Below are 20915 nucleotides of genomic sequence, written 5' to 3' on the forward strand. Positions count from 1 at the left end.
GCCGGATCAGCCGTTCTTGCCCTGCTTGGCGACGATTTCGTCGGCCACGTTACGGGGCACCGGATCGTAGTGCGAGAACTCCATGGTGAAGGAGCCGCGACCCGACGTCATGCCACGCAGCTGGCCGATATAGCCGAACATTTCGGACAGCGGAACGTGGCTCTCGACGGCGATGTTGTTGCCGCGCTCCAGCTGACCCAGGATCGTGCCGCGACGACGGTTCACGTCGCCGATCACGTCACCCAGGTAATCCTCCGGCACCACGACCTCGACCTTCATGATCGGCTCCAGCAGCACCGGGCCGGCCAGCTTCATGGCCTCACGGAAGCAGGCCTTCGCGGCGATTTCGAAGGTCAGGGCGTTGGAGTCGACGTCGTGATACTTGCCGTCGATCAGCGTGGCCTTGAAGTCCACAGTCGGATAGCCGGCGATGACACCGTCTTCCTTCTGCATCTGCAGGCCCTTGTCGACCGACGGGATGTATTCACGCGGCACGGTACCGCCGACCACCTGGTCGACGAACGCATAGCCCTGGCCCCGCTCCTGCGGCTCGAACACGATCTTCACTTCAGCGAACTGGCCCGAACCGCCGGTCTGCTTCTTGTGGGTATAGATATGCGTGACCGGACGGGTGATCGTCTCGCGATAGGCCACCTGCGGACGGCCCATGACGCCTTCCACACCATATTCGGTGCGGACGCGGTCCAGGGTGACTTCCAGGTGCAGTTCGCCCATGCCGCGCAGCAGGGTCTGGCCGGTCTCACGATCGGTTTCCAGACGCAGCGAGGGGTCGGCACGGACCATCTTGCCGATGGCGGCACCGAACTTGTCCTGGTCACCGCGGTTCTTCGGCTCGATGGAGACGGAGATCACGGGGTCGGGGAAGCGCATGCGCTCCAGCACGACGGGAGCGGTCGGATCGCACAGCGTGTCGCCGGTATCGGTTTCGGCCAGCGACACGAAGGCGACGATGTCGCCGGCGCGGCACTCATCCAGATCGTTGGTGTCCTTGGCGAACATCTCCACGATACGGCCGATGCGCTCACGCTTGCCACGGGTGGTGTTCAGCAGGGCGGAACCCTTGGTCACGACGCCCGAATAGACGCGGACGAAGGTCAGCGAGCCGTACTTGTCGTTCAGCACCTTGAAGGCCAGGCCCGAGAAGGGCTCGTCGTCGGAGCAGACGCGCTCGCCGTCCGGGTTGCCATCGGGGTCCACCGTCTTGATGGCTTCCACGTCGGTCGGGGCCGGGAGGTAAGCCACAACGGCGTCCAGAAGCTGCGGCACGCCCTTGTTCTTGTAGGAGGAGCCGCACAGGACCGGCACGAAGGCACCATCGATGGTGGCCTTGCGGATGCAAGCCTTCAGCACATCGACCGACGGCTCGCTGCCGTCCGTCAGATAGGCTTCCATGGCATCTTCGTCCTGCTCGACGCAGGCTTCCACCAGATCCTGGCGATACTGCTTGTACTGGGACAGCAGCTCGCGGTCGTAGGCGTTGGTGATCTTCAGCTTGTCAGCCAGATCATCCGTGACTTCCCACTCTTCCCACTTGGCATCCTTCTCGTCGGAGAACCAGACATAGGCCTTCATCTCGACGAGGTCGATCATGCCGTGGAAATCATCTTCCGAGCCGATCGGCATCTGCAGCGGCACCGGGCGCGAGCCCAGGCGGTCAACAACCATCTTCACCGTGCGGCGGAAATTCGCGCCCGAGCGATCCAGCTTGTTGACATAGCACATGCGCGGAACCTTGTAGTTGTCCGCGAGGCGCCAGTTGGTCTCGGTCTGCGGCTCCACGCCGGCCACACCGTCGAACACGACGACAGCGCCGTCGAGCACGCGCAAGCTACGGTTCACCTCGATGGTGAAGTCCACGTGGCCCGGGGTGTCGATGACGTTGATCTTCTTGCCCTTCCAGAAGCAGGACACGGCCGCCGACTGAATCGTGATGCCGCGCTTCTGTTCCTGCTCCATGTAGTCGGTCGTCGTCGACGTCTTCAGATCCTTGGTATCATGAACGTCGATGATCGTGTGCTTGCGACCGGTATAGTACAGGATGCGCTCGGTCGTCGTCGTCTTGCCGGCATCGACGTGGGCGATGATGCCGATATTCCGGATATCAGAAAGCGGGGTAGTGCGGGGCATAAGAAGGGCTCCGTCGTCCAGCGTCGTGTCAAAACAGATCAAACGACCCGGCGTGGTGAGGTCGAGTGCGTGGATGAGGCGGGAGGAACCACGAGGCCGCAGCACCCATCCCGCACGAAAAAAACCGGGGTGCCGAAAGCACAAAGGCCTCGGTTCCCCGGTGGCGGCCTATTTAGCGCGGATGCGCCTATATGCCAAGGGGGGATATGGCATGACGGGTAAGCGCGGGGGGATGGGGACGGCATGGGCGCGCGTACTTTTCAGCACCACCATCCGCCGTTCCCACTATACGCGCCACGTCACCCGCCACGATTTTCCAGGTGAGGTTATTCCGGATGGCTGCTGGTAACGAGCCGGTACCGGACTGGGTGGAGGCATTCGACCGTGAAGACCCCAGTTTCGAAAGCAATGGGTCAACAGGAGATGACGCGGACTGCGCTCGCGGCCCCGTTGGGCGCCAGTCGCAATCAGGAAGGCTGGATTCTGCACCTGCCGGCTTGTGACTGGATCACGGGTGGGCGCCTTAAAGCGGACTCTGATACTTCTCGCCTGGAAGGATCTGCGGGTTGAACCGCAGCATTCCATGCAGGATCGATCGGCACAAGATATCGGCGTACATAAAAAAAACCCCGACGGGATTGCTCCCGCCGGGGTTTTTCATACGATCAACCGTACACCTGAAATCAGGCGGCGGCTTCCTCGCCGTCCTCATCCTTGACCAGGACCGGGCCGCTGTCCTGGCCCTTGGCGGCCACGTCGCGGTCAACGAACTCGATGATGGCCATCGGGGCGTTGTCGCCATAGCGGAAGCCGGCCTTCAGGACGCGGGTATAGCCACCGTTGCGATCCTTGTAACGCTCGGCGATGACGGTGAACAGCTTGTCCACAACGGCATTGTCGCGCAGCTCGGCATAGGCCAGACGCTTGTTGGCCAGGCCGCCCTTCTTGCCGAGCGTGATCAGCTTCTCGACGATCGGACGCAGGTCCTTGGCCTTCGGCAGGGTCGTCTTGATCTGCTCGTGCTTGATCAGGGCGTTCGCCATGTTGGAGAACATGGCCAGACGGTGGGAGGTGGTGCGGCTGAACTTACGCCCGGACATTCCATGACGCATGGGTACTCTCCTTCATAGCATGGCCCCGCTGGGCGGAACCGATGGCGATCCCCGCAAGCGCCGGTACCCGGAAGGGCCAGTACGGCGGGGGTGGGCGGAATGCCCGGTACGCAAAAGCGGGCGGAACCTAGACGGCTCCGCCCGTAAAATCAAGCTCAGTACGGCTCTTCCAGACGCTTGGCCAGGTCCTCGATATTCTCAGGCGGCCAGTTCGGGATTTCCATGCCGAGATGCAGACCCATCTGGGCCAGCACTTCCTTGATCTCGTTCAGCGACTTGCGGCCGAAGTTCGGGGTACGGAGCATCTCCGCCTCGGTCTTCTGCACCAGATCACCGATATAGACGATGTTGTCGTTCTTGAGGCAGTTGGCCGAACGGACCGACAGTTCCAGCTCGTCGACCTTGCGCAGCAGGTTCTTGTTGAAGGGGATCTCGTCCGCCTTCAACTCGGCCACGGCAGCCTGCGGCTCCTCGAAATTGATGAACATCTGCAGCTGGTCCTGCAGGATGCGGGCGGCGATGGCCACCGCGTCTTCCGGCGTGACCGCACCGTTGGTCTCAACGGTCAGCAGCAGCTTGTCATAGTCCGTGGTCTGGCCGACGCGGGTGTTTTCCACCTTGTAGGCGACCTTGCGGACGGGCGAGAAGATGCTGTCGACCGGGATCAGGCCGATCGGGGCGTCTTCCGGACGGTTCATGGAGGCGGGGATATAGCCCTTGCCCGAATGAACGGTCAGTTCCATGTTGAGCCGCGCGCCGGCGTCCAGCGTGCAGATCACGTGATCGGGGTCCAGCACCTCGATATCGGCGCCGGTGTCGATCATGCCGGCAACGACATTGCACGGGCCTTCGGCGCGCAGACGCATGCGGCGGGGGCCTTCGGCACCCATCTTCAGCGCCATGGCCTTGATGTTCAGGACGATGTCCGTCACATCCTCGCGCACGCCCGGGATCGACGAGAATTCATGCAGCACGCCGTCGATATGGATCGACGTGACAGCGGCACCCTGCAGGGACGACAGCAGGACGCGACGCAGCGAATTGCCCAGCGTCAGGCCAAAGCCACGCTCCAGCGGGCCGGCGACGATGACGGCGTCACGCTTCGGGTCATTGCCCGGCGTGATTTCCAACTTGTTCGGCTTTTCGAGAGTCTGCCAGTTCTTCTGGATCACGGCTGTGCCTCATGCCATCGGGGGAAAACAACGTCCCGGCGCAGGGGTTCCGTTCCATTCTGGGCCGCCACGATGGCATGTGGCGGCCTTTCCCGAACGGAGCCTGCTCCGGGACGATGAGCAACAGAAATCAGACGCGACGCTTCTTCGGCGGGCGAACGCCGTTGTGCGGGATCGGCGTCACGTCGCGGATGGACGTGATCTGGAAGCCGATCGACTGCAGGGCGCGCAGAGCCGATTCACGGCCCGAACCCGGACCCTTCACTTCGACTTCCAGGGTCTTCATGCCGTGTTCCTGCGCCTTGCGGCCGGCATCCTCGGCAGCGACCTGCGCCGCGTAGGGCGTGGACTTGCGCGAACCCTTGAAGCCCATCGTGCCCGACGAGGACCAGGCAATGGTGTTGCCCTGGGCGTCGGTGATGGTGATCATGGTGTTGTTGAAGCTGGCATTCACATGCGCGACGCCAGAGGTGATGTTCTTACGCTCGCGACGGCGAAGACGCGCGGCGGCATTGGGCTTGGCCATTTGGTCCTACTCCCGTCTTACTTCTTCTTACCGGCGATCGGCTTGGCCGGGCCCTTGCGGGTGCGCGCATTGGTATGCGTGCGCTGGCCATGAACCGGCAGGCCCTTGCGATGACGCAGGCCGCGGTAGGAAACCATGTCCATCAGACGCTTGATGTTCATGGCGACTTCGCGACGCAGGTCACCTTCGACCTTGTAGTCGCTGTCGATGGTCTCGCGGATCCGCAGGACCTCGTCGTCGGTAAGCTGGTTGACGCGGCGCTCGGCCGGGATGCCAACCTTGGCGCAGATGTCGGAAGCGAACTTCGGACCAATGCCGTGAATGTACTGAAGGGCGATCACCACACGCTTTGCCGTGGGGATATTGACGCCAGCGATACGCGCCACGTGTCTTCTCCTCGTTATGCCCGGCCGGACGGCCGGACGATCTTCGTCCACATCCCGCCTGCCGGTTCCGGCACCCGTGGCGGGGCGACCGGTCGGCTTCGGGACATCTCATCCGAAGAAACCCGGATACGGCTCCAGGCCTCCAAATGCATACACACGCCAACGACGCCCCCGGCGAAAAGCCGATGGACGGGTATGGTCGTGCGCGTCCGATCCTTGCGGGATCGAAGGCGCGGAGTATAGGCAGCGCGCCGGCACTGTCAAGCATCCCGGCAAGGGTCTGGCATGCGCGGCACAAAAGAAACGGGGCGGTGCCCAAGGCCCGCCCCGTTCTCGTTCGCCCAGGTCCGGACTTCCGGAAGCTGATCAGCCGATGATGGCTTCCAACTGCCGGGTGACCTCATCCATGTCAGCCATGCCGTCCACCTGCTTCAGCACACCGCGACCGCGGTAGTAGGGCAGGATGGGTGCCGTGTCGCGTTCATAGGCGGCAAGACGCTTGCCGAAGGTCTCGGCATTGTCATCGGCGCGGCGGGTGAACTCGGTCGAACCGCAATTGTCGCACACGCCGGACGTGGCGGTCGGCTTGAACGTGTCGTGATAGCCGGCGCCGCACTTGGCACAGGTGAAGCGCCCCGTCACTCGGGTGACCAGTGCCGGACCGTCCACCTTCATCTCGATCACATGATCCAGCTTCAGGCCCTTCTCGGCCAGCATGCTGTCCAGCGCCTCGGCCTGCGGCACGGTGCGCGGGAAACCGTCAAGGATGAAGCCCTTGGCGCAATCCGGCTGTTCGATCCGTTCGGCGATCATGGCAATCATGACCTCGTCGGGTACAAGCTGGCCGGCCTTCATGATGGCATCGGCCCGCTGCCCCAGTTCGGAGCCACTGCGCACGGCCGCCCGGAGCATATCACCGGTCGAAAGCTGCACGGTGCCGTACTTCTTCTCCAGACGCTGGGACTGCGTCCCCTTGCCCGCCCCCGGCGGTCCCAACAAAATCAGGTTCATCCACGTCTCCCACGCAGCTTGGCCTTCTTGATCAGGCCTTCATACTGATGCGCCAGAAGGTGGGAGTGGATCTGAGCCACCGTATCCAGGGTCACCGTCACCATGATCAGCAGGCTGGTACCGCCGAAATAGAAGGCGGCCCCATACTCCGCCATCATCAGTTCGGGCAGCAGGCAGACCACCGTGATGTAGGCGGCCCCCACCACCGTCAAACGGGTCAGCACGAAATCCAGATAATCGGCCGTGTTCTTGCCGGGCCGGATGCCCGGTATGAACCCGCCATACTTCTTCAGATTGTCCGCCGTTTCGGTCGGATTGAAGACAATGGCGGTATAAAAGAAACAGAAAAAGACAATCAGCGCCGTATACAGGATCATATAAAGCGGCGTGCCGTGGGCCACGTTGCGCGTGATCATGGACAGCCATTCCGGCCCACCGCTCGACGAGAAGCCGACCGCCGTCAGCGGCAGCAGCAACAGCGACGACGCGAAAATGGGCGGAATGACGCCGGCCGTATTCAGCTTCAGCGGCAGATGCGAGGCTTCACCGCCATACATCTTGTTGCCAACCTGGCGCTTGGGATACTGCACGATCAAGCGGCGCTGCGCGCGCTCGAAGAACACGATCCCCGTGATCACGATGACGGCCAGCAGCAGCACGCCGATAATGAACCAGGTGCTCATGGCGCCGGTACGGCCCAACTCCAGGATCTGGGCCAGCGCACCGGGCAATGCCGCGACGATGCCCGAAAAGATGATCAGCGAGATGCCATTGCCAACGCCGCGCGCCGTGATCTGCTCACCCAGCCACATCAGGAACATCGTGCCGCCAACCATCGTGATGACGGTCGACAGGCGGAAGAACCAGCCCGGATCGATCACGACACCGCCTCCCGCCTGGTTCATGCCCTCCAGGCCAAGCGCCAGCCCGTAGGACTGCACCACGGCCAGGGCCACCGTCAGGTAGCGCGTGTACTGGTTGATCTTCTTCCGGCCCGATTCGCCTTCCTTCTTCAAGGTCTCCAGCGTCGGCGACACAGCGGTCATGAGCTGAATGATGATCGAGGCGGAAATGTAGGGCATGATGTTGAGCGCGAAGATGCTCATGCGCTCGACAGCACCACCGGCGAACATGTTGAACATGCCCAGGATGCCGCCCGACTGGTCGGCGAAGAAACTGGCGAAGGCGCCGGAATCGATACCCGGCAGCGGAATATAGGTCCCCAGACGGTAGACGATCAGCGCCCCCAGGGTGAACCAAATCCGCTTCTTGAGCTCGGTCGCCTTGGAAAAGGCGCCGAAACTCATATTCGCGGCAAGCTGTTCAGCGGCGGATGCCATAAAAGGCCTCTTGGCAAGTCACATTGCTGGCCGAAACACACGGCCAGTCCTTCTCACAGCGTATCAACAGGACATAGGGCCATGCGGTCAACATGAAAAACGGTCGCGCCACGATGCCATGTGCTGTTGGCGGGGGTTCGCCGTCCCTCGCTTCGACGGGTCAGGGGCCTTCCCCTTCCGGTCTGCCGCGGGGAAATATCCCGCAAACCGTCGCACGGTCAATGCCACTATCGTCGGGGTCGTGCCGACGTTGACAGAGCCATGCCCTTTCCATGGAGAAACCACCAGGAACTCCCCTGCTCCCCGCTTCGCTGATGCAGGAAAGTGCGTGGGAACCAAACGCAACGAGGCCCCGGGTCGCCCCGGGGCCTCGTCACCAACGTCACTGTCGCAAGGGTGCTCGCTCAGGCCTCGACGGCCGGGACGTTCACCTTGCCACCCGCCTTCTGCACGGCCTCGACGGCACCGGCGGAAGCGCCGGCAACATCGAAGGTGACAGCGGCGGTGATGGCGCCCTTGTTCAGCAGGCGCACGCCATCGCGGGCGGCACGAGCCAGACCGGCATTCACCAGCGCTTCGGCGTTCACGGTCTCCGCGGCGTTCAGGCGACCATCATCGATGGCCTTCTGCACGGCGCCGACATTGACCACGGCATAGTCCTTGGCGAACGGAGCGTTGGAGAAACCACGCTTCGGCAGACGGCGATGCAGAGGCATCTGGCCGCCTTCGAAGCCCTTGATCGACACGCCCGTGCGCGACTTCTGGCCCTTCACGCCACGACCACCGGTCTTGCCCTTGCCGGACCCGATCCCGCGGCCGATACGCATGCGGCCCTTGCGGGCGCCTTCGTTTTCGGTGATTTCGTTGAGCTTCATGGTTTTGATCCTTCAGGCCGTATCGGGGACGCCTCTTACGAGGCCTCCTCGACGCGCACGAGGTGCCGAACCTTGGCAATCATCCCGCGGACGGAGGGGGTATCCTCCAGTTCGCGGGTGCGGTTCAGCTTGTTGAGGCCCAGACCGATCAGGGTCGCGCGCTGATCGGACTTGCGTCCGATCGGGCTGCCCGTCTGGGTCACGATGACGGTGCTCTTCTCAGCCATTATGCGGCCTCCTTCTCACCAGCGCCATCGCGCTTGCCGAGAATGTCGGAGACGCGGCGGCCACGACGGGCAGCAACCGAACGCGGGCTGACGCACTGCGCCAGGGCGTCGAAGGTCGCCTTGATCATGTTGTGCGGGTTGGAGGTGCCGACCGACTTGGTCACCACGTCCGCCACGCCCAGCGCTTCGAAGATGGCGCGCATCGGGCCGCCCGCGATGATGCCGGTACCCGGAGGGGCAGCGCGCAGCACGACCTTGCCGGCACCGAAGTGACCGTACACGTCATGATGCAGCGTGCGACCTTCGCGCAGGGGTACGCGGATCATGGAGCGCTTGGCCTGGTCGGTGGCCTTGCGAATGGCTTCCGGCACTTCACGGGCCTTGCCCGATCCGACGCCGACGCGGCCCTTCGCATCACCGACCACGACGATGGCGGCAAAGCCGAAGCGACGGCCACCCTTCACCACCTTGGCGACGCGGTTAATCCCGACAAGCTTCTCGACGAGATCGTCGCCTTCGCGCTCTTCGCGACGCTCGCGGTTGTCCCCGCGATCACGGCGTTCGCCGCGATCGCGGTTCCGCCGCTCACCCTCGCCGCCGGCCGCGCTGTTCTCATTACGAGCCATTGCTACCCCCTTAGAACTGCAGGCCGGCCTCACGGGCGGCGTCGGCCAAGGCCTTCACACGCCCGTGATACAGGTACTGACCACGGTCGAAATAAACGCTGCTGACACCCTTCTCGACGGCGCGTTCGGCAATCAACTTGCCGACCGCCTTTGCCGCCTCGATGTCCGCACCGGTCTTCAGGCCGTCGCGCAGCGTCTTTTCCAGAGTCGACGCGGAGACCAGCGTATGGCCCTCCGTATCGTCGATGATCTGGGCATAGATATGCTGGCTCGACCGGAAAACGGAGAGACGCACGCGACCGCCGCCAACCTTGCGGAGCCGGGCACGCACCCGCGCCTTGCGGCGCGCGTTGAGATCCTGTTGCTTGCTCATCGACGTCCGCCTTACTTCTTCTTGCCTTCCTTGCGGATGATCGTCTCGTTATCGTACTTCACACCCTTGCCCTTGTAGGGCTCGGGCGGACGATAACCACGGATCTCCGCGGCGATCTGACCAACCTGCTGCTTATCAGCACCGCTGATCGAGATGGAGGTCGGCTTGTCGCACTTCATCGTGATACCCGCGGGAATGGGGTAACGGATGTCGTGGCTGAAACCGAGGTTCAGCACAAGCTCGCTGCCAGCGACGGCGGCCTTGTAGCCGACGCCGGTGATTTCGAGGTTGCGCGTGAAACCCTTCTCCACCCCGGTCACCAAGTTGGAAACATTGGTGCGGGCCGTCGCCCAGTTCTGGCGGGCGCGGACCGTTTCGGCGCGCGGCAGGACGGTGATCTTACCGTCCTCCAGCTTGGCTTCGATTTCGTCGATGAGGGTCAGGCTGAGCTCGCCCAGCTTGCCCTTCGCGGTGATGGTCTGACCGGTGACCTGGACGGTAACCCCGGCCGGGACCGGCACCGGATGCTTTCCGATACGCGACATGGCCGTGCTCCTTAGAACACCTTGCAGAGGACCTCGCCGCCGACATTGGCAGCGCGGGCTTCCGCATCAGACATGACGCCACGCGGCGTCGACAGGATCGAAATGCCCAGGCCATTAAAGACCCGCGGCAGATCGGCGATCTTCGAATAGATGCGGCGGCCCGGCTTGGAAACGCGATGCACTTCCTTGATGACCGGCTCGCCTTCGAAGTATTTCAGTTCGATGCGCAGGGACTGCACACCGGGACGGTCCTCTTCCACGGAATAACCGCGGATGTAACCTTCACGCTTCAAAACCTCCAGCACATTGGCACGGAGCTTCGAGGCGGGGCTCGTCACGACCGACATACGGGCCTTCTGACCATTGCGGATGCGGGTCAGCATATCGCCCAGGGGATCGCTCAGGCTCATTACCCGACCCTCCTTACCAGCTGGACTTGGTCATGCCCGGGATCTGGCCATTGCTGGCGAGATCACGCAGGGCAACACGGCACAAGCGGAACTTGCGATAGAAGGCGCGCGGACGCCCCGTCAGCTCGCAACGGTTCCGGATGCGGGTGCGGCTGCCGTTACGGGGCAGCTGCGCCAGCTTCAGGACGGCCGCAAAACGCTCCTCATCGGACAGTTCGCGGTTCTTCGCGGTGGCCTTCAGGGCAGCCCGCTTTTCCCGATGCTTCGCCGCCAGCTCGGTGCGGCGCTTGTTCTTCTCGATCGAGCTCTTCTTAGCCATTGGTCCCCGCCTCCCCGGCGAACGGCATGTCGAAACCCTTCAGGAGAGCCTTGGCTTCCTTGTCGGTCTGGGCCGTCGTGACGAAGATGATGTCCATGCCCCGAATCTCATCGATCTTGTCGTAATCGATTTCGGGGAAGATGATCTGTTCCTTCAGACCCATGGCGTAGTTCCCACGGCCATCGAAGGCATCGCCCTTGATGCCGCGGAAGTCGCGGACGCGGGGCAGCGCGATGGTGACCAGACGGTCCAGGAACTCGTACATGCGGTCGCGGCGCAGGGTCACCTTGCAGCCGATCGGCATGCCTTCACGCAGCTTGAACTGCGCGATGGACTTGCGGGCCTTGGTGATCACGGGCTTCTGGCCGGTGATGGCAGCCAGCTCGGCGGCCGCCTGGTTCACCTTCTTGCCATCGCCGGCGGCTTCGCCGACGCCCATGTTGATCACGATCTTTTCCAGACGCGGCACCTGCATGTCGTTGGCGTAGTTGAACTCCGCCTTCAACTTTGCACGGATGGTCGCGTCATAGCGTTCCTTAAAACGAGCAGCCATGGCGCGCCTCACTGATCGATCACTTCACCGGACGCCTTGGCAAAACGAACCTTGCGGCCGTCTTCCAGGGTCCGGAAGCCGACGCGGGTCGGCTTGTTGGTCTTCGGGTCGATGTGCGCGACGTTGGACACGTCCAGCGCAGCTTCGATCTCGACAATGCCGCCCTGCTGCATCGGCGTCTGACGCTGGTGCTTTTTCACCAGGTTGACACCGCGCACCTTGACGCGACCTTCGGTCGGCAGCACTTCGATGACTTCGCCCGTCTTGCCCTTGTCCTTGCCAGCGATGACAACGACACGGTCATTCTTGCGGATCTTCGCAGCCATCAGAGCACCTCCGGCGCCAGCGAAATGATCTTCATGAACTTCTTACCGCGCAGCTCGCGGGTGACCGGCCCGAAAATACGGGTGCCGATCGGCTCGCCCTGCTTGTTGATCAGCACGGCGGCGTTGCGGTCGAAGCGGATGACGGAACCGTCCTCACGGCGCAGTTCCTTTGCGGTGCGAACGATGACGGCGCGCTGCACGTCACCCTTCTTCACACGGCCGCGCGGGATCGCCTCCTTCACCGACACGACGATGATATCGCCGATGGCGGCGAAGCGACGACCAGCGCCGCCCAGCACCTTGATGCACTGCACCCGGCGCGCGCCGCTATTGTCCGCGACTTCCAGGTTGGTTTGCATCTGAATCATGGAATGTCTTCCTTATCTTCAGGCGTTCGGATTGCCGTCTGCGGCCGGGGCCACAATAACGGTCCACCGCTTGGACTTGGAGATCGGACGGCATTCTTCGATCTGGACGGTATCGCCGATCTTGAATGCGTTCGCCTCGTCGTGAGCGGCGTACTTCTTGGATTGCTTGATGAACTTCTTGTAGACAGGATGCATCACGCGGCGCTCGACCAGGACGGTGACGGTCTTGTCACCCTTGTCGGACACCACGGTACCCTGCAGGACGCGACGGGGCATCGCTTAACCCCCTTAGGACGCGGACGCAGCAGACGACGTCTGCTGGCCCAGGATGGTCTTGATGCGGGCGATATCGCGACGCACCACACGAACCCGCGCCGTGTTCTCCAGCTGGCCGGAGGCCTTCTGGAAACGCAGGTTGAACTGCTCCTTCTTGAGCTGGAGGAGCTGATCGTTCAGCTCGTCCACGCTCTTGGCGCGAAGGTCGGTAGCCTTCGTCATGCCTCACCCCCTTCACCCAGACGGGTGACCATACGCACCTTGATCGGCAGCTTCGCAGCGGCCAGTTCGAAAGCGCGCGTGGCCAGTTCGGCCGGCACGCCATCGAGTTCGAACATGATACGGCCCGGCGCAACGCGCGCGGCCCAGAATTCCGGAGAACCCTTACCGGAACCCATGCGCACTTCCGCCGGCTTCGAGGAAACGGGCAGATCCGGGAAAATCCGGATCCACACGCGCCCCTGGCGACGCAGGTGACGGGTGATGGCACGACGCGCGGACTCGATCTGACGGGCCGTGATACGCGCCGGCTCGACAGCTTTCAAGCCGAAAGCGCCGAAATTGAGAGTGGTACCGCCCTTCGACGCGCCGTGAATACGGCCCTTATGCGCCTTGCGATACTTGGTACGCTTCGGACTCAGCATGGCATGTAGCCTTCTCTAGATCCCTTGCCAGTATCCGGATGATCAGCGGGCGGCCGTCTGGTCCGCGGCGCGCTTGTCCTGCGCCATCGGATCATGGGCCAACACCTCACCCTTGAACACCCACACCTTGACACCGCAGGTGCCATAGGTGGTCTTCGCGGTCGCGACACCATAATCGATGTCGGCACGCAGGGTGTGCAGCGGCACGCGGCCTTCACGGTACCATTCGATACGCGCGATTTCCGCACCACCCAGACGACCGGAGCAGTTGATCCGGATACCCTGGGCGCCCAGACGCATCGCCGACTGCACGGCGCGCTTCATGGCGCGGCGGAACGCCACGCGGCGTTCCAGCTGGCTGGCGATGTTCTCGGCGATCAGCCGGGCGTCCAGTTCCGGCTTGCGGATCTCGACGATGTTCAGGTTCACGTCGGACCCGGCCATGCGGCTCAGTTCCGTGCGCAGCTTCTCGATGTCCGCGCCCTTCTTGCCGATCACCACACCCGGACGGGCCGTATGAATGGTGACGCGGGCCTTCTTGGCCGGACGCTCAATGATGACTCGGCTGACACCGGCCGCCTGCAGACGGGACTGCAGGTAGCCGCGCAGCTTCAGGTCCTGGTGGAGCAGCTTGGCGTAGTCGCGGCCCGCGTACCAGCGGCTGTCCCAGGTGCGGTTGATGCCAACGCGCAGGCCGATCGGATTGACTTTCTGACCCATTATTCAGCGGCCCCCTCGGCCTTGTCCTCAGCGCGCTCACGCACAATCACGGTCAGGTTGCTGAACAGCTTCTCGACACGGGCGCCACGACCGCGGGCGCGGGCGTGGAAGCGCTTCATGACCAGAGCCTTGCCGACCGTCGCATGGGACACATACAGACGATCGACATCCAGCTGGTGGTTGTTCTCGGCGTTCGCGATGGCGGACTGGAGGACCTTCTTCACTTCGCCAGCGATACGACGCTTGGAAAATGTCAGAAGGGCGACAGCTTCACCAGCGGACTTTCCGCGGATCAGCTGCGCAACCAGGTTCAGCTTCTGCGGGCTCGTGCGGATCATTCCGCCGAACGCCTTGGCCTCAGTCTCGCTGAGGCGCCGCTCTGCAGCAGGCTTTCCCATGATTACTTCCTCTTCGCCTTCTTGTCGGCCGCATGACCGTAGAACGTACGGGTCGGCGAGAATTCACCGAACTTGTGGCCGATCATGTTTTCGGTCACCAGCACCGGCACGAACTTCTGGCCATTGTACACGCCGAAGGTCAGACCAACGAAATGCGGCAGGATGGTGGAGCGACGCGACCAGATCTTGATGATCTCGTTGCGGCCCGACGCCCGCGCCTTGTCTGCCTTCTTCAACAGGTAGCCGTCTACGAACGGCCCCTTCCAAACGGAACGAGTCACGGCAGCACTCCCTTACTTAGCGCGGCGGCGGATAATGAGCTTATCCGTGCCCTTGTTCTGACGGGTCTTCTTACCCTTGGTCGGCTTGCCCCACGGCGTGACCGGATGACGGCCACCGGAGGTGCGACCTTCACCACCACCGTGCGGGTGGTCGATCGGGTTCATGGCGACACCGCGAACAGCCGGGCGCTTGCCGAGCCAGCGGTTACGGCCGGCCTTGGCGATGACCACGTTGGACTGGTCCGGATTGGACACAGCACCGATGGTGGCCATGCACTCACCACGGACCATGCGCAGCTCGCCCGAGGGGAGCTTGAGCTGGGCATAGCCCTGGTCGCGACCGACGAGCTGCAGGTACGTACCGGCGGAACGAGCCAGCTGACCACCCTTGCCGGCCTTCAGCTCCACATTGTGGACGATGGTGCCGACGGGGATGTTCTTCAGCGGCATGGCATTGCCGGGCTTCACATCGACCTTTTCGCCGGAGACGATGACGTCGCCGGCCTTCAGGCGCTGCGGGGCCAGAATGTAGGAGAGCGTGCCGTCCTCGTACTTCACCAGGGCGATGAAGCCGGTACGGTTCGGGTCATATTCCAGGCGTTCCACCGTGGCCGGGACGTCGAACTTGCGACGCTTGAAGTCCACGATACGGTAGGTGCGCTTGTGCCCGCCACCCATGCGGCGGGCCGTGATGCGACCGGTGTTGTTGCGACCGCCGGAGCCGGACAGGCCCTCGGTCAGCATCTTCACAGGCTTGCCCTTGTGCAGCTCCGAGCGATCCACCAGAACGAGCTGGCGGAGGCTGGGCGTAATCGGACGGAAAGTCTTCAAAGCCATAGCTCTACCCTCACACGCCGGTGGTCACGTCGATGGAGCTGCCCTCGGCGAGGGTGACCACGGCCTTCTTGTAGTCCGACCGGCGACCGATCGTCCCACGGAAGCGCTTGGTCTTCCCCTTGACCACGACGGTGTTCACCGCCGTGACCTTCACCTTGAACAGGCCTTCGATCGCGGCCTTGATTTCGGGCTTCTTCGCATCCAGGCGCACCTTGAAGGTGACCTGGTTATGCTCGGAGCCCATGGTGGCCTTCTCGGTGATCACGGGCGCGACGATCAGATCGTACATGCGCTCGGCCGAGATGATGGTCTTCTTGCTCGTGCTCATTTCAGGCGAGCCTCCAGCTGCTCGACCGCGTTGCGCGTCAGGACGAGAACGTCCTTGCGCAGGATGTCGTACACGTTGGCGCCCTGTTCCGGCAGCACGTCGATGTGCGGAATATTGCCGGCGGCACGGGCAAAGTTCACGTCGACATTGGCGCCGTCGATGATCAGAGCCGACTTCAGGCCGAGGGCCTGGAGCTGGCCGAACAGCGCCTTGGTCTTGTGGCTATCGGTCTTCGCAGCTTCCAGCACGACCAGCTTGCCCTCGGCGGCCTTGACCGACAGGGCGGTCTTCAGGGCCAGCTTGCGAACCTTCTTGGTCAGGTCATGCTCGTGGGAACGAACGACCGGCCCGAAAATGCGCGCACCGCCGCGGAACTGCGGCGAACGGACGGAACCCTGACGGGCGCGGCCGGTGCCCTTCTGACGCCACGGCTTCTTCGTGGTGCCGGAGATCTCGGAGATCCCCTTGGTCTTGTGCGTGCCGGCGCGGCGCTTGGCGAGCTGCCACAGCACCATGCGAGCCAGGATGTCCTGGCGGGCCGGCAGGCCGAACACGGCTTCCGACAGCTCGATCTCGCCGACGGTCTCGTTGTTCAGGTTCTTGATGGACGTCTTCATTTATCAGCCCTCCGCCGCGACAGCTTCAGCAGCCGGAGCACGGAAGGCACCGGGGAACGGCACGCCCTCGGGCAGCTTCTTCTTGACGGCGTCCTTGACGAGGACGAAGGCGCCCTCATGGCCCGGGACGGCACCCTTGACCAGGATCAGACCGCGCTCGGCGTCGACCGACACGACCTTCAGGTTCTGGACGGTGACGGTCTCAGAGCCCAGATGACCGGGCATCTTCTTGTTCTTGAAGGTCTTACCCGGATCCTGACGGCCACCGGTCGAACCGATGGAGCGGTGCGACACGGACACGCCGTGGGTCGCCCGCAGACCGCCGAAATTCCAGCGCTTCATACCGCCGGCAAAACCCTTACCCAGGGTCGTGCCCTGCACGTCCACGAACTGGCCGGCAACGAAATGATCCGCGGTCAGCTCGGCACCAACCTCGATCAGGTTGGCGGGAGCCACGCGGAACTCGACGAGCTTCTTCTTCGGCTCGACCTTGGCCCGGGCGAACACCTCACGCTGGGCCTTGGCGACGTTCTTCACCTTGGCCTTGACGGCGCCGAGCTGGAGGGCGGTGTAGCCATCCTTCGCTTCCGTCTTGTGGGCGACGACCTGGACCTGGTCCAGCTTCAGCACAGTCACCGGCACGCTCTCACCCTCGTCGGTGAAGACGCGGGTCATGCCGACCTTCTGCGCGATCAATCCGGATCGCATCTGTTTTTCTCCATCACTCGGGACATCCTCAGATCGGGAGAGGTCCCGTACTCACACCAAAACTGATTACAGCTTGATCTCGACATCGACGCCGGCGGCCAGGTCGAGCTTCATCAGCGCATCAACCGTCTGCGGCGTCGGATCGACGATGTCCAGCAGGCGCTTGTGGGTGCGAATCTCGAACTGCTCGCGCGACTTCTTGTCGATATGCGGGCTGCGGTTCACCGTGAACTTCTCCAGCTGCGTGGGCAGCGGAATCGGACCGCGGACGCGCGCACCGGTCCGCTTCGCGGTGTTGACGATCTCGCTGGTGCTCTGGTCGAGCACGCGATGATCAAACGCCTTAAGGCGGATCCGGATATTCTGATTGTCCATGTCCTAGACCCCAAAAAGAGCAGGGTTTATACCCAAAGAGTGGGCCGGCCCCAAGTACTTTCGGGCCGGCCCCACCACATTGCTGTGATGCGTCGAAGCGATAGGCTTACTTGACGATCTTCGACACGACGCCGGCGCCGACGGTGCGGCCGCCCTCGCGGATGGCGAAGCGCAGGCCTTCGTCCATGGCGATGGGGGCGATCAGCTTGACGCCGATGCGGATGTTGTCGCCCGGCATCACCATCTCCGTGCCTTCCGGCAGGGTCACCGAGCCGGTCACGTCCGTGGTACGGAAGTAGAACTGCGGACGGTAGTTGGCGAAGAACGGGGTGTGACGGCCGCCCTCTTCCTTGGTCAGGATGTAGGTCTCGGCCTCGAAGTCCGTGTGCGGGGTGATCGAGCCCGGCTTGGCCAGAACCTGGCCGCGCTCCACGTCCTCACGCTTCGTGCCGCGCAGCAGCGCACCGATATTGTCGCCAGCCTGGCCCTGGTCCAGCAGCTTGCGGAACATCTCGACGCCCGTCACGGTCGTCTTCACCGTGGCCTTCAGGCCGACGATCTCGACTTCCTCACCCACCTTGACGATGCCCTTCTCGACGCGGCCCGTCACCACGGTGCCACGGCCCGAGATCGAGAACACGTCTTCGATCGGCATCAGGAACGGCCGGTCGATCGGACGCTCCGGCTGCGGGATGTACTTGTCCACCTCGGCCATCAGCGCCAGGATCGCCTCGCGGCCGATCTCCGGCTGCGTGTCGTTCAGCGCGCAGACCGCCGAACCCTTCACGATCGGAATATCGTCGCCCGGGAAGCCGTAGGAGGACAGCAGCTCGCGCAGCTCCAGCTCAACCAGCTCGACCAGGTCCGGATCGGCCAGGTCCATCTTGTTCAGGAACACCACCAGCGCCGGCACGCCGACCTGACGGGCCAGCAGGATGTGCTCGCGCGTCTGCGGCATCGGGCCGTCGGCGGCCGAGCACACCAGGATCGCGCCGTCCATCTGCGCCGCACCCGTGATCATGTTCTTCACATAGTCGGCGTGGCCCGGGCAGTCCACGTGGGCATAGTGGCGGTTGTCCGTCTCGTACTCAACGTGAGCGGTCGAGATCGTGATGCCGCGGGCCTTCTCTTCCGGCGCCTTGTCGATCTGATCGTAGGCGGTGAAGGTCGCGCCGCCCTTTTCAGCCAGCACCTTCGTGATGGCGGCCGTCAGCGACGTCTTGCCATGGTCGACGTGGCCGATCGTGCCGATGTTGCAGTGCGGCTTCGTGCGCTCAAACTTTGCCTTAGCCATGATGTTCCGTCCTCATTTCAATCGGTTGACGACCGGTTCAAGCCACTTTGCTGCGGAGTTCCTCCGCAATGGCGTGCGGCGCCTGTTCATAACGTTCAAACTGCATCGAGTACTGTGCCCGGCCCTGACTGACGGACCGGAGCGTGTTCACGTAACCAAACATCGTCGCCAGCGGCACCTTCGCATCGATCACCCGGGCATTGCCCCGCTGGTCGATGCCCAGGATCTGCCCCCGGCGACTGTTCAGGTCGCCGATGATGTCCCCCAGATATTCGTCCGGGGTCACCACCTCGACCTTCATCACAGGCTCCAGCAGGACGGGGCGAGCCTTGGCCAGCCCTTCCCGCAATGCCGCCCGCGCCGCGATTTCAAACGCCTGCGCAGAGCTCTCCACATCGTGGAAGGCGCCATCGACCAGTTCCACCCGGATATCGACCACCGGATATCCGGCGACGATCCCCGAGGTTCTGGCGGCCTCAAGCCCCTTCTGCACGCCCGTGACGAATTCCTTTGGCAGCGCTTCGGCCGCCGGATCATTCACGAATACCAGCCCCTGTCCCGCCACCGCCGGCATGATCGCCAGCTTGACGCGGGCGAAATGGCCAACGGCACCGATCTGGCGCCGATAGGTATAATCGGCCTCGCCCCGCGCGGTCACGGTCTCCCGGTAGGCCACCTTCGGAGTGCCGACCGCCGCTTCCACCCGGAATTCCCGCCGCATGCGGTCCACGATGATCTCCAGATGGAGTTCACCCATGCCCCGCAGGATCACCTGCCCCGATTCAGGATCGCGGCCGATCCGGAACGACGGGTCCTCGGCCGCCAGACGGCCAAGCGCCACCGCCATCCGGTCATGATCGGGCTGCGTGCGCGGCTCGACCACCACCTCGATCACCGGCTCGGGAAACTCCATCCGCTCCAACAGGATCGGATGGGCCGGATCACACAGCGTATCCCCCGTCGTCGTCCCCTCAAGGGAGGCGAAGGCGACGATGTCACCTGCAAACGCCTCCCCGATCTCCTCCCGGCTGTTGGCATGCATCAGGAGCATGCGGCCAGCCGTCTCTTCCAGCTTCTTGCCTGGGTTCACCATCATGGCGTCCTGACGCAAAGTGCCGGAATAGATACGGGCGAAGGTCAATGACCCGACAAACGGATCGTTCATCACCTTGAACGCCAGGGCGGAAAACGGCGCCTCGTCATTGGCCGGCCGGCTGGCCGGATCCCCTGACGGGGTCGTTCCCACCACATCGCCGACATCGGCCGGCGACGGCAGATAATCGATGACAGCATCCAGAAGTGGCTGAACGCCCTTGTTCTTGAACGCCGAACCACACAGCACCGGGACCAGCTTCAGCCCGAGCGTACCCTTGCGGATCAGACGGCGAAGCCCCTCCTCGTCCGGCTCATCGCCGGAAAGGAAGGCATCCGTCGCCGCCTCGTCCAGTTCGACCGCCTGCTCCACCAGCCTTGCGCGCCAGCGCTTGGCCTCGTCGAGCAGATCGGCGGGCACGTCCGCGTGATCGAAGCGGGCGCCCAGCATGTCATCGGCCCAGATGACCGCCTTCATGGCGATCAGGTCGATGACACCCCTGAACCCGGCCTCCAACCCCAGCGGGAGCTGCAGGAGAACGGGATTGGCGCCAAGCCTTTCCCGGATCATCCCGACCGTGGCAAGAAGGTCCGCGCCAGCACGGTCCATCTTGTTCACGAAGCAGATGCGCGGCACACGGTACTTGTCCGCCTGCCGCCACACCGTCTCCGACTGGGGTTCGACACCCGACACGGCATCAAACAGGGCCACCGCACCATCCAGCACCCGCAGGGAGCGTTCGACCTCAATGGTGAAGTCGACGTGCCCAGGCGTGTCGATGATATTAATGCGGTGATCTTTCCAGAAGCAGGTCGTCGCTGCCGACGTGATGGTGATGCCCCGCTCCTGTTCCTGCTCCATCCAGTCCATCGTGGCGGTGCCGTGATCGACCTCGCCGATGCGATAGGACTTCCCCGTGTAATAGAGAATCCGCTCCGTCGTCGTCGTCTTGCCGGCATCGATATGCGCGGCAATGCCGATATTCCGATAGGAGTGGATGGGATGGGAACGGGCCATGAGTGGAACT

Annotated in this window: 30 protein-coding genes; all 30 read right to left on the reverse strand. The window is 63.2% G+C overall.

Going from position 1 to position 20915, the window contains the following annotated elements; genetic code table 11:
• Window positions 1-6: 6 nt before the first annotated feature.
• On the reverse strand, window positions 7-2148 hold the full coding sequence (fusA, locus tag ABC728_RS12020; protein WP_416618179.1) for an elongation factor G: 2142 nt from the start codon (window positions 2146-2148) through the stop codon (window positions 7-9).
• Between the two features lie 683 nt (window positions 2149-2831).
• A complete protein-coding gene (gene rplQ / locus ABC728_RS12025) occupies window positions 2832-3260 on the reverse strand; it encodes a 50S ribosomal protein L17 (RefSeq protein ID WP_102113032.1) in 429 nt (142 codons plus the stop codon).
• A gap of 155 nt (window positions 3261-3415) precedes the next feature.
• Window positions 3416-4432, reverse strand: coding sequence for a DNA-directed RNA polymerase subunit alpha (locus ABC728_RS12030; protein ID WP_445376549.1), 1017 nt, complete (start codon window positions 4430-4432; stop codon window positions 3416-3418).
• 130 nt (window positions 4433-4562) lie between these two features.
• On the reverse strand, window positions 4563-4958 hold the full coding sequence (gene rpsK / locus ABC728_RS12035) for a 30S ribosomal protein S11 (RefSeq protein ID WP_416618177.1): 396 nt from the start codon (window positions 4956-4958) through the stop codon (window positions 4563-4565).
• A 17-nt stretch (window positions 4959-4975) separates the two neighbouring features.
• On the reverse strand, window positions 4976-5344 hold the full coding sequence (gene rpsM / locus ABC728_RS12040) for a 30S ribosomal protein S13 (RefSeq protein WP_416618176.1): 369 nt from the start codon (window positions 5342-5344) through the stop codon (window positions 4976-4978).
• 366 nt (window positions 5345-5710) lie between these two features.
• Entirely contained in the window at window positions 5711-6355 is a 645-nt protein-coding gene (locus ABC728_RS12045) for an adenylate kinase (protein WP_416618175.1), read from the reverse strand.
• Window positions 6352-7695 carry a preprotein translocase subunit SecY gene (gene secY, locus ABC728_RS12050; RefSeq protein ID WP_416618174.1) on the reverse strand — a complete coding sequence of 448 codons (1344 nt, stop codon included), beginning with the start codon at window positions 7693-7695 and terminating at the stop codon, window positions 6352-6354. Before secY ends, ABC728_RS12045 begins: the two co-directional genes overlap by 4 nt.
• 404 nt (window positions 7696-8099) lie before the next feature.
• On the reverse strand, window positions 8100-8570 hold the full coding sequence (gene rplO, locus ABC728_RS12055; protein WP_416618173.1) for a 50S ribosomal protein L15: 471 nt from the start codon (window positions 8568-8570) through the stop codon (window positions 8100-8102).
• A 35-nt stretch (window positions 8571-8605) separates the two neighbouring features.
• Window positions 8606-8797: a 50S ribosomal protein L30 gene (gene rpmD / locus ABC728_RS12060; protein ID WP_416618172.1), complete on the reverse strand. Its 192-nt coding sequence runs from the start codon at window positions 8795-8797 to the stop codon at window positions 8606-8608.
• Window positions 8797-9423 carry a 30S ribosomal protein S5 gene (gene rpsE, locus ABC728_RS12065; protein WP_416618171.1) on the reverse strand — a complete coding sequence of 209 codons (627 nt, stop codon included), beginning with the start codon at window positions 9421-9423 and terminating at the stop codon, window positions 8797-8799. The genes rpmD and rpsE overlap by 1 nt, the downstream gene beginning before the upstream one ends.
• Before the next feature lie 10 nt (window positions 9424-9433).
• Window positions 9434-9796 (reverse strand): 50S ribosomal protein L18, encoded by a 363-nt coding sequence (rplR, locus tag ABC728_RS12070; RefSeq protein ID WP_416618170.1) that lies wholly within the window; start codon window positions 9794-9796, stop codon window positions 9434-9436.
• Window positions 9797-9807: 11 nt separating this feature from the next.
• Window positions 9808-10341, reverse strand: coding sequence for a 50S ribosomal protein L6 (gene rplF / locus ABC728_RS12075; RefSeq protein WP_416618169.1), 534 nt, complete (start codon window positions 10339-10341; stop codon window positions 9808-9810).
• A gap of 11 nt (window positions 10342-10352) precedes the next feature.
• Window positions 10353-10751 (reverse strand): 30S ribosomal protein S8, encoded by a 399-nt coding sequence (gene rpsH / locus ABC728_RS12080; protein WP_416618168.1) that lies wholly within the window; start codon window positions 10749-10751, stop codon window positions 10353-10355.
• Between the two features lie 13 nt (window positions 10752-10764).
• Entirely contained in the window at window positions 10765-11070 is a 306-nt protein-coding gene (rpsN, locus tag ABC728_RS12085; RefSeq protein WP_416618167.1) for a 30S ribosomal protein S14, read from the reverse strand.
• On the reverse strand, window positions 11063-11623 hold the full coding sequence (gene rplE / locus ABC728_RS12090; RefSeq protein ID WP_416618166.1) for a 50S ribosomal protein L5: 561 nt from the start codon (window positions 11621-11623) through the stop codon (window positions 11063-11065). Before rplE ends, rpsN begins: the two co-directional genes overlap by 8 nt.
• Before the next feature lie 8 nt (window positions 11624-11631).
• Complete coding sequence (gene rplX, locus ABC728_RS12095; RefSeq protein ID WP_211098329.1) at window positions 11632-11952, reverse strand: 50S ribosomal protein L24; 321 nt, start codon at window positions 11950-11952, stop codon at window positions 11632-11634.
• Entirely contained in the window at window positions 11949-12317 is a 369-nt protein-coding gene (gene rplN / locus ABC728_RS12100; RefSeq protein WP_094456275.1) for a 50S ribosomal protein L14, read from the reverse strand. The genes rplX and rplN overlap by 4 nt, the downstream gene beginning before the upstream one ends.
• An 18-nt stretch (window positions 12318-12335) precedes the next feature.
• Window positions 12336-12593 carry a 30S ribosomal protein S17 gene (gene rpsQ / locus ABC728_RS12105; RefSeq protein WP_416618165.1) on the reverse strand — a complete coding sequence of 86 codons (258 nt, stop codon included), beginning with the start codon at window positions 12591-12593 and terminating at the stop codon, window positions 12336-12338.
• Window positions 12594-12605: 12 nt separating this feature from the next.
• Window positions 12606-12815, reverse strand: a complete 210-nt coding sequence (gene rpmC, locus ABC728_RS12110) for a 50S ribosomal protein L29 (protein ID WP_416618164.1) — start codon at window positions 12813-12815, stop codon at window positions 12606-12608.
• Window positions 12812-13237, reverse strand: coding sequence for a 50S ribosomal protein L16 (gene rplP / locus ABC728_RS12115; RefSeq protein ID WP_416618163.1), 426 nt, complete (start codon window positions 13235-13237; stop codon window positions 12812-12814). Before rplP ends, rpmC begins: the two co-directional genes overlap by 4 nt.
• 42 nt (window positions 13238-13279) lie before the next feature.
• Complete coding sequence (gene rpsC / locus ABC728_RS12120) at window positions 13280-13957, reverse strand: 30S ribosomal protein S3 (RefSeq protein ID WP_416618162.1); 678 nt, start codon at window positions 13955-13957, stop codon at window positions 13280-13282.
• Window positions 13957-14355: a 50S ribosomal protein L22 gene (gene rplV / locus ABC728_RS12125; RefSeq protein WP_416618161.1), complete on the reverse strand. Its 399-nt coding sequence runs from the start codon at window positions 14353-14355 to the stop codon at window positions 13957-13959. Before rplV ends, rpsC begins: the two co-directional genes overlap by 1 nt.
• A 2-nt stretch (window positions 14356-14357) precedes the next feature.
• Window positions 14358-14636 (reverse strand): 30S ribosomal protein S19, encoded by a 279-nt coding sequence (rpsS, locus tag ABC728_RS12130; RefSeq protein WP_054168362.1) that lies wholly within the window; start codon window positions 14634-14636, stop codon window positions 14358-14360.
• Window positions 14637-14648: 12 nt separating this feature from the next.
• A complete protein-coding gene (gene rplB, locus ABC728_RS12135) occupies window positions 14649-15473 on the reverse strand; it encodes a 50S ribosomal protein L2 (RefSeq protein ID WP_416618160.1) in 825 nt (274 codons plus the stop codon).
• A 10-nt stretch (window positions 15474-15483) separates the two neighbouring features.
• Entirely contained in the window at window positions 15484-15801 is a 318-nt protein-coding gene (locus ABC728_RS12140) for a 50S ribosomal protein L23 (RefSeq protein ID WP_416618159.1), read from the reverse strand.
• Window positions 15798-16418 (reverse strand): 50S ribosomal protein L4, encoded by a 621-nt coding sequence (gene rplD, locus ABC728_RS12145; RefSeq protein WP_416618158.1) that lies wholly within the window; start codon window positions 16416-16418, stop codon window positions 15798-15800. Before rplD ends, ABC728_RS12140 begins: the two co-directional genes overlap by 4 nt.
• Window positions 16419-16421: 3 nt before the next feature.
• The gene (gene rplC, locus ABC728_RS12150) at window positions 16422-17126 is read right to left on the reverse strand and encodes a 50S ribosomal protein L3 (RefSeq protein ID WP_416618157.1); all 705 of its coding nucleotides are present in this window, start codon (window positions 17124-17126) and stop codon (window positions 16422-16424) included.
• Window positions 17127-17192: 66 nt separating this feature from the next.
• Window positions 17193-17501, reverse strand: a complete 309-nt coding sequence (gene rpsJ / locus ABC728_RS12155) for a 30S ribosomal protein S10 (RefSeq protein WP_029013602.1) — start codon at window positions 17499-17501, stop codon at window positions 17193-17195.
• A gap of 106 nt (window positions 17502-17607) precedes the next feature.
• On the reverse strand, window positions 17608-18795 hold the full coding sequence (gene tuf / locus ABC728_RS12160; RefSeq protein ID WP_416618142.1) for an elongation factor Tu: 1188 nt from the start codon (window positions 18793-18795) through the stop codon (window positions 17608-17610).
• A gap of 37 nt (window positions 18796-18832) precedes the next feature.
• Window positions 18833-20905 (reverse strand): elongation factor G, encoded by a 2073-nt coding sequence (fusA, locus tag ABC728_RS12165; RefSeq protein ID WP_416618156.1) that lies wholly within the window; start codon window positions 20903-20905, stop codon window positions 18833-18835.
• Window positions 20906-20915: the final 10 nt, after the last annotated feature.

Source organism: Niveispirillum fermenti, assembly GCF_052474395.1.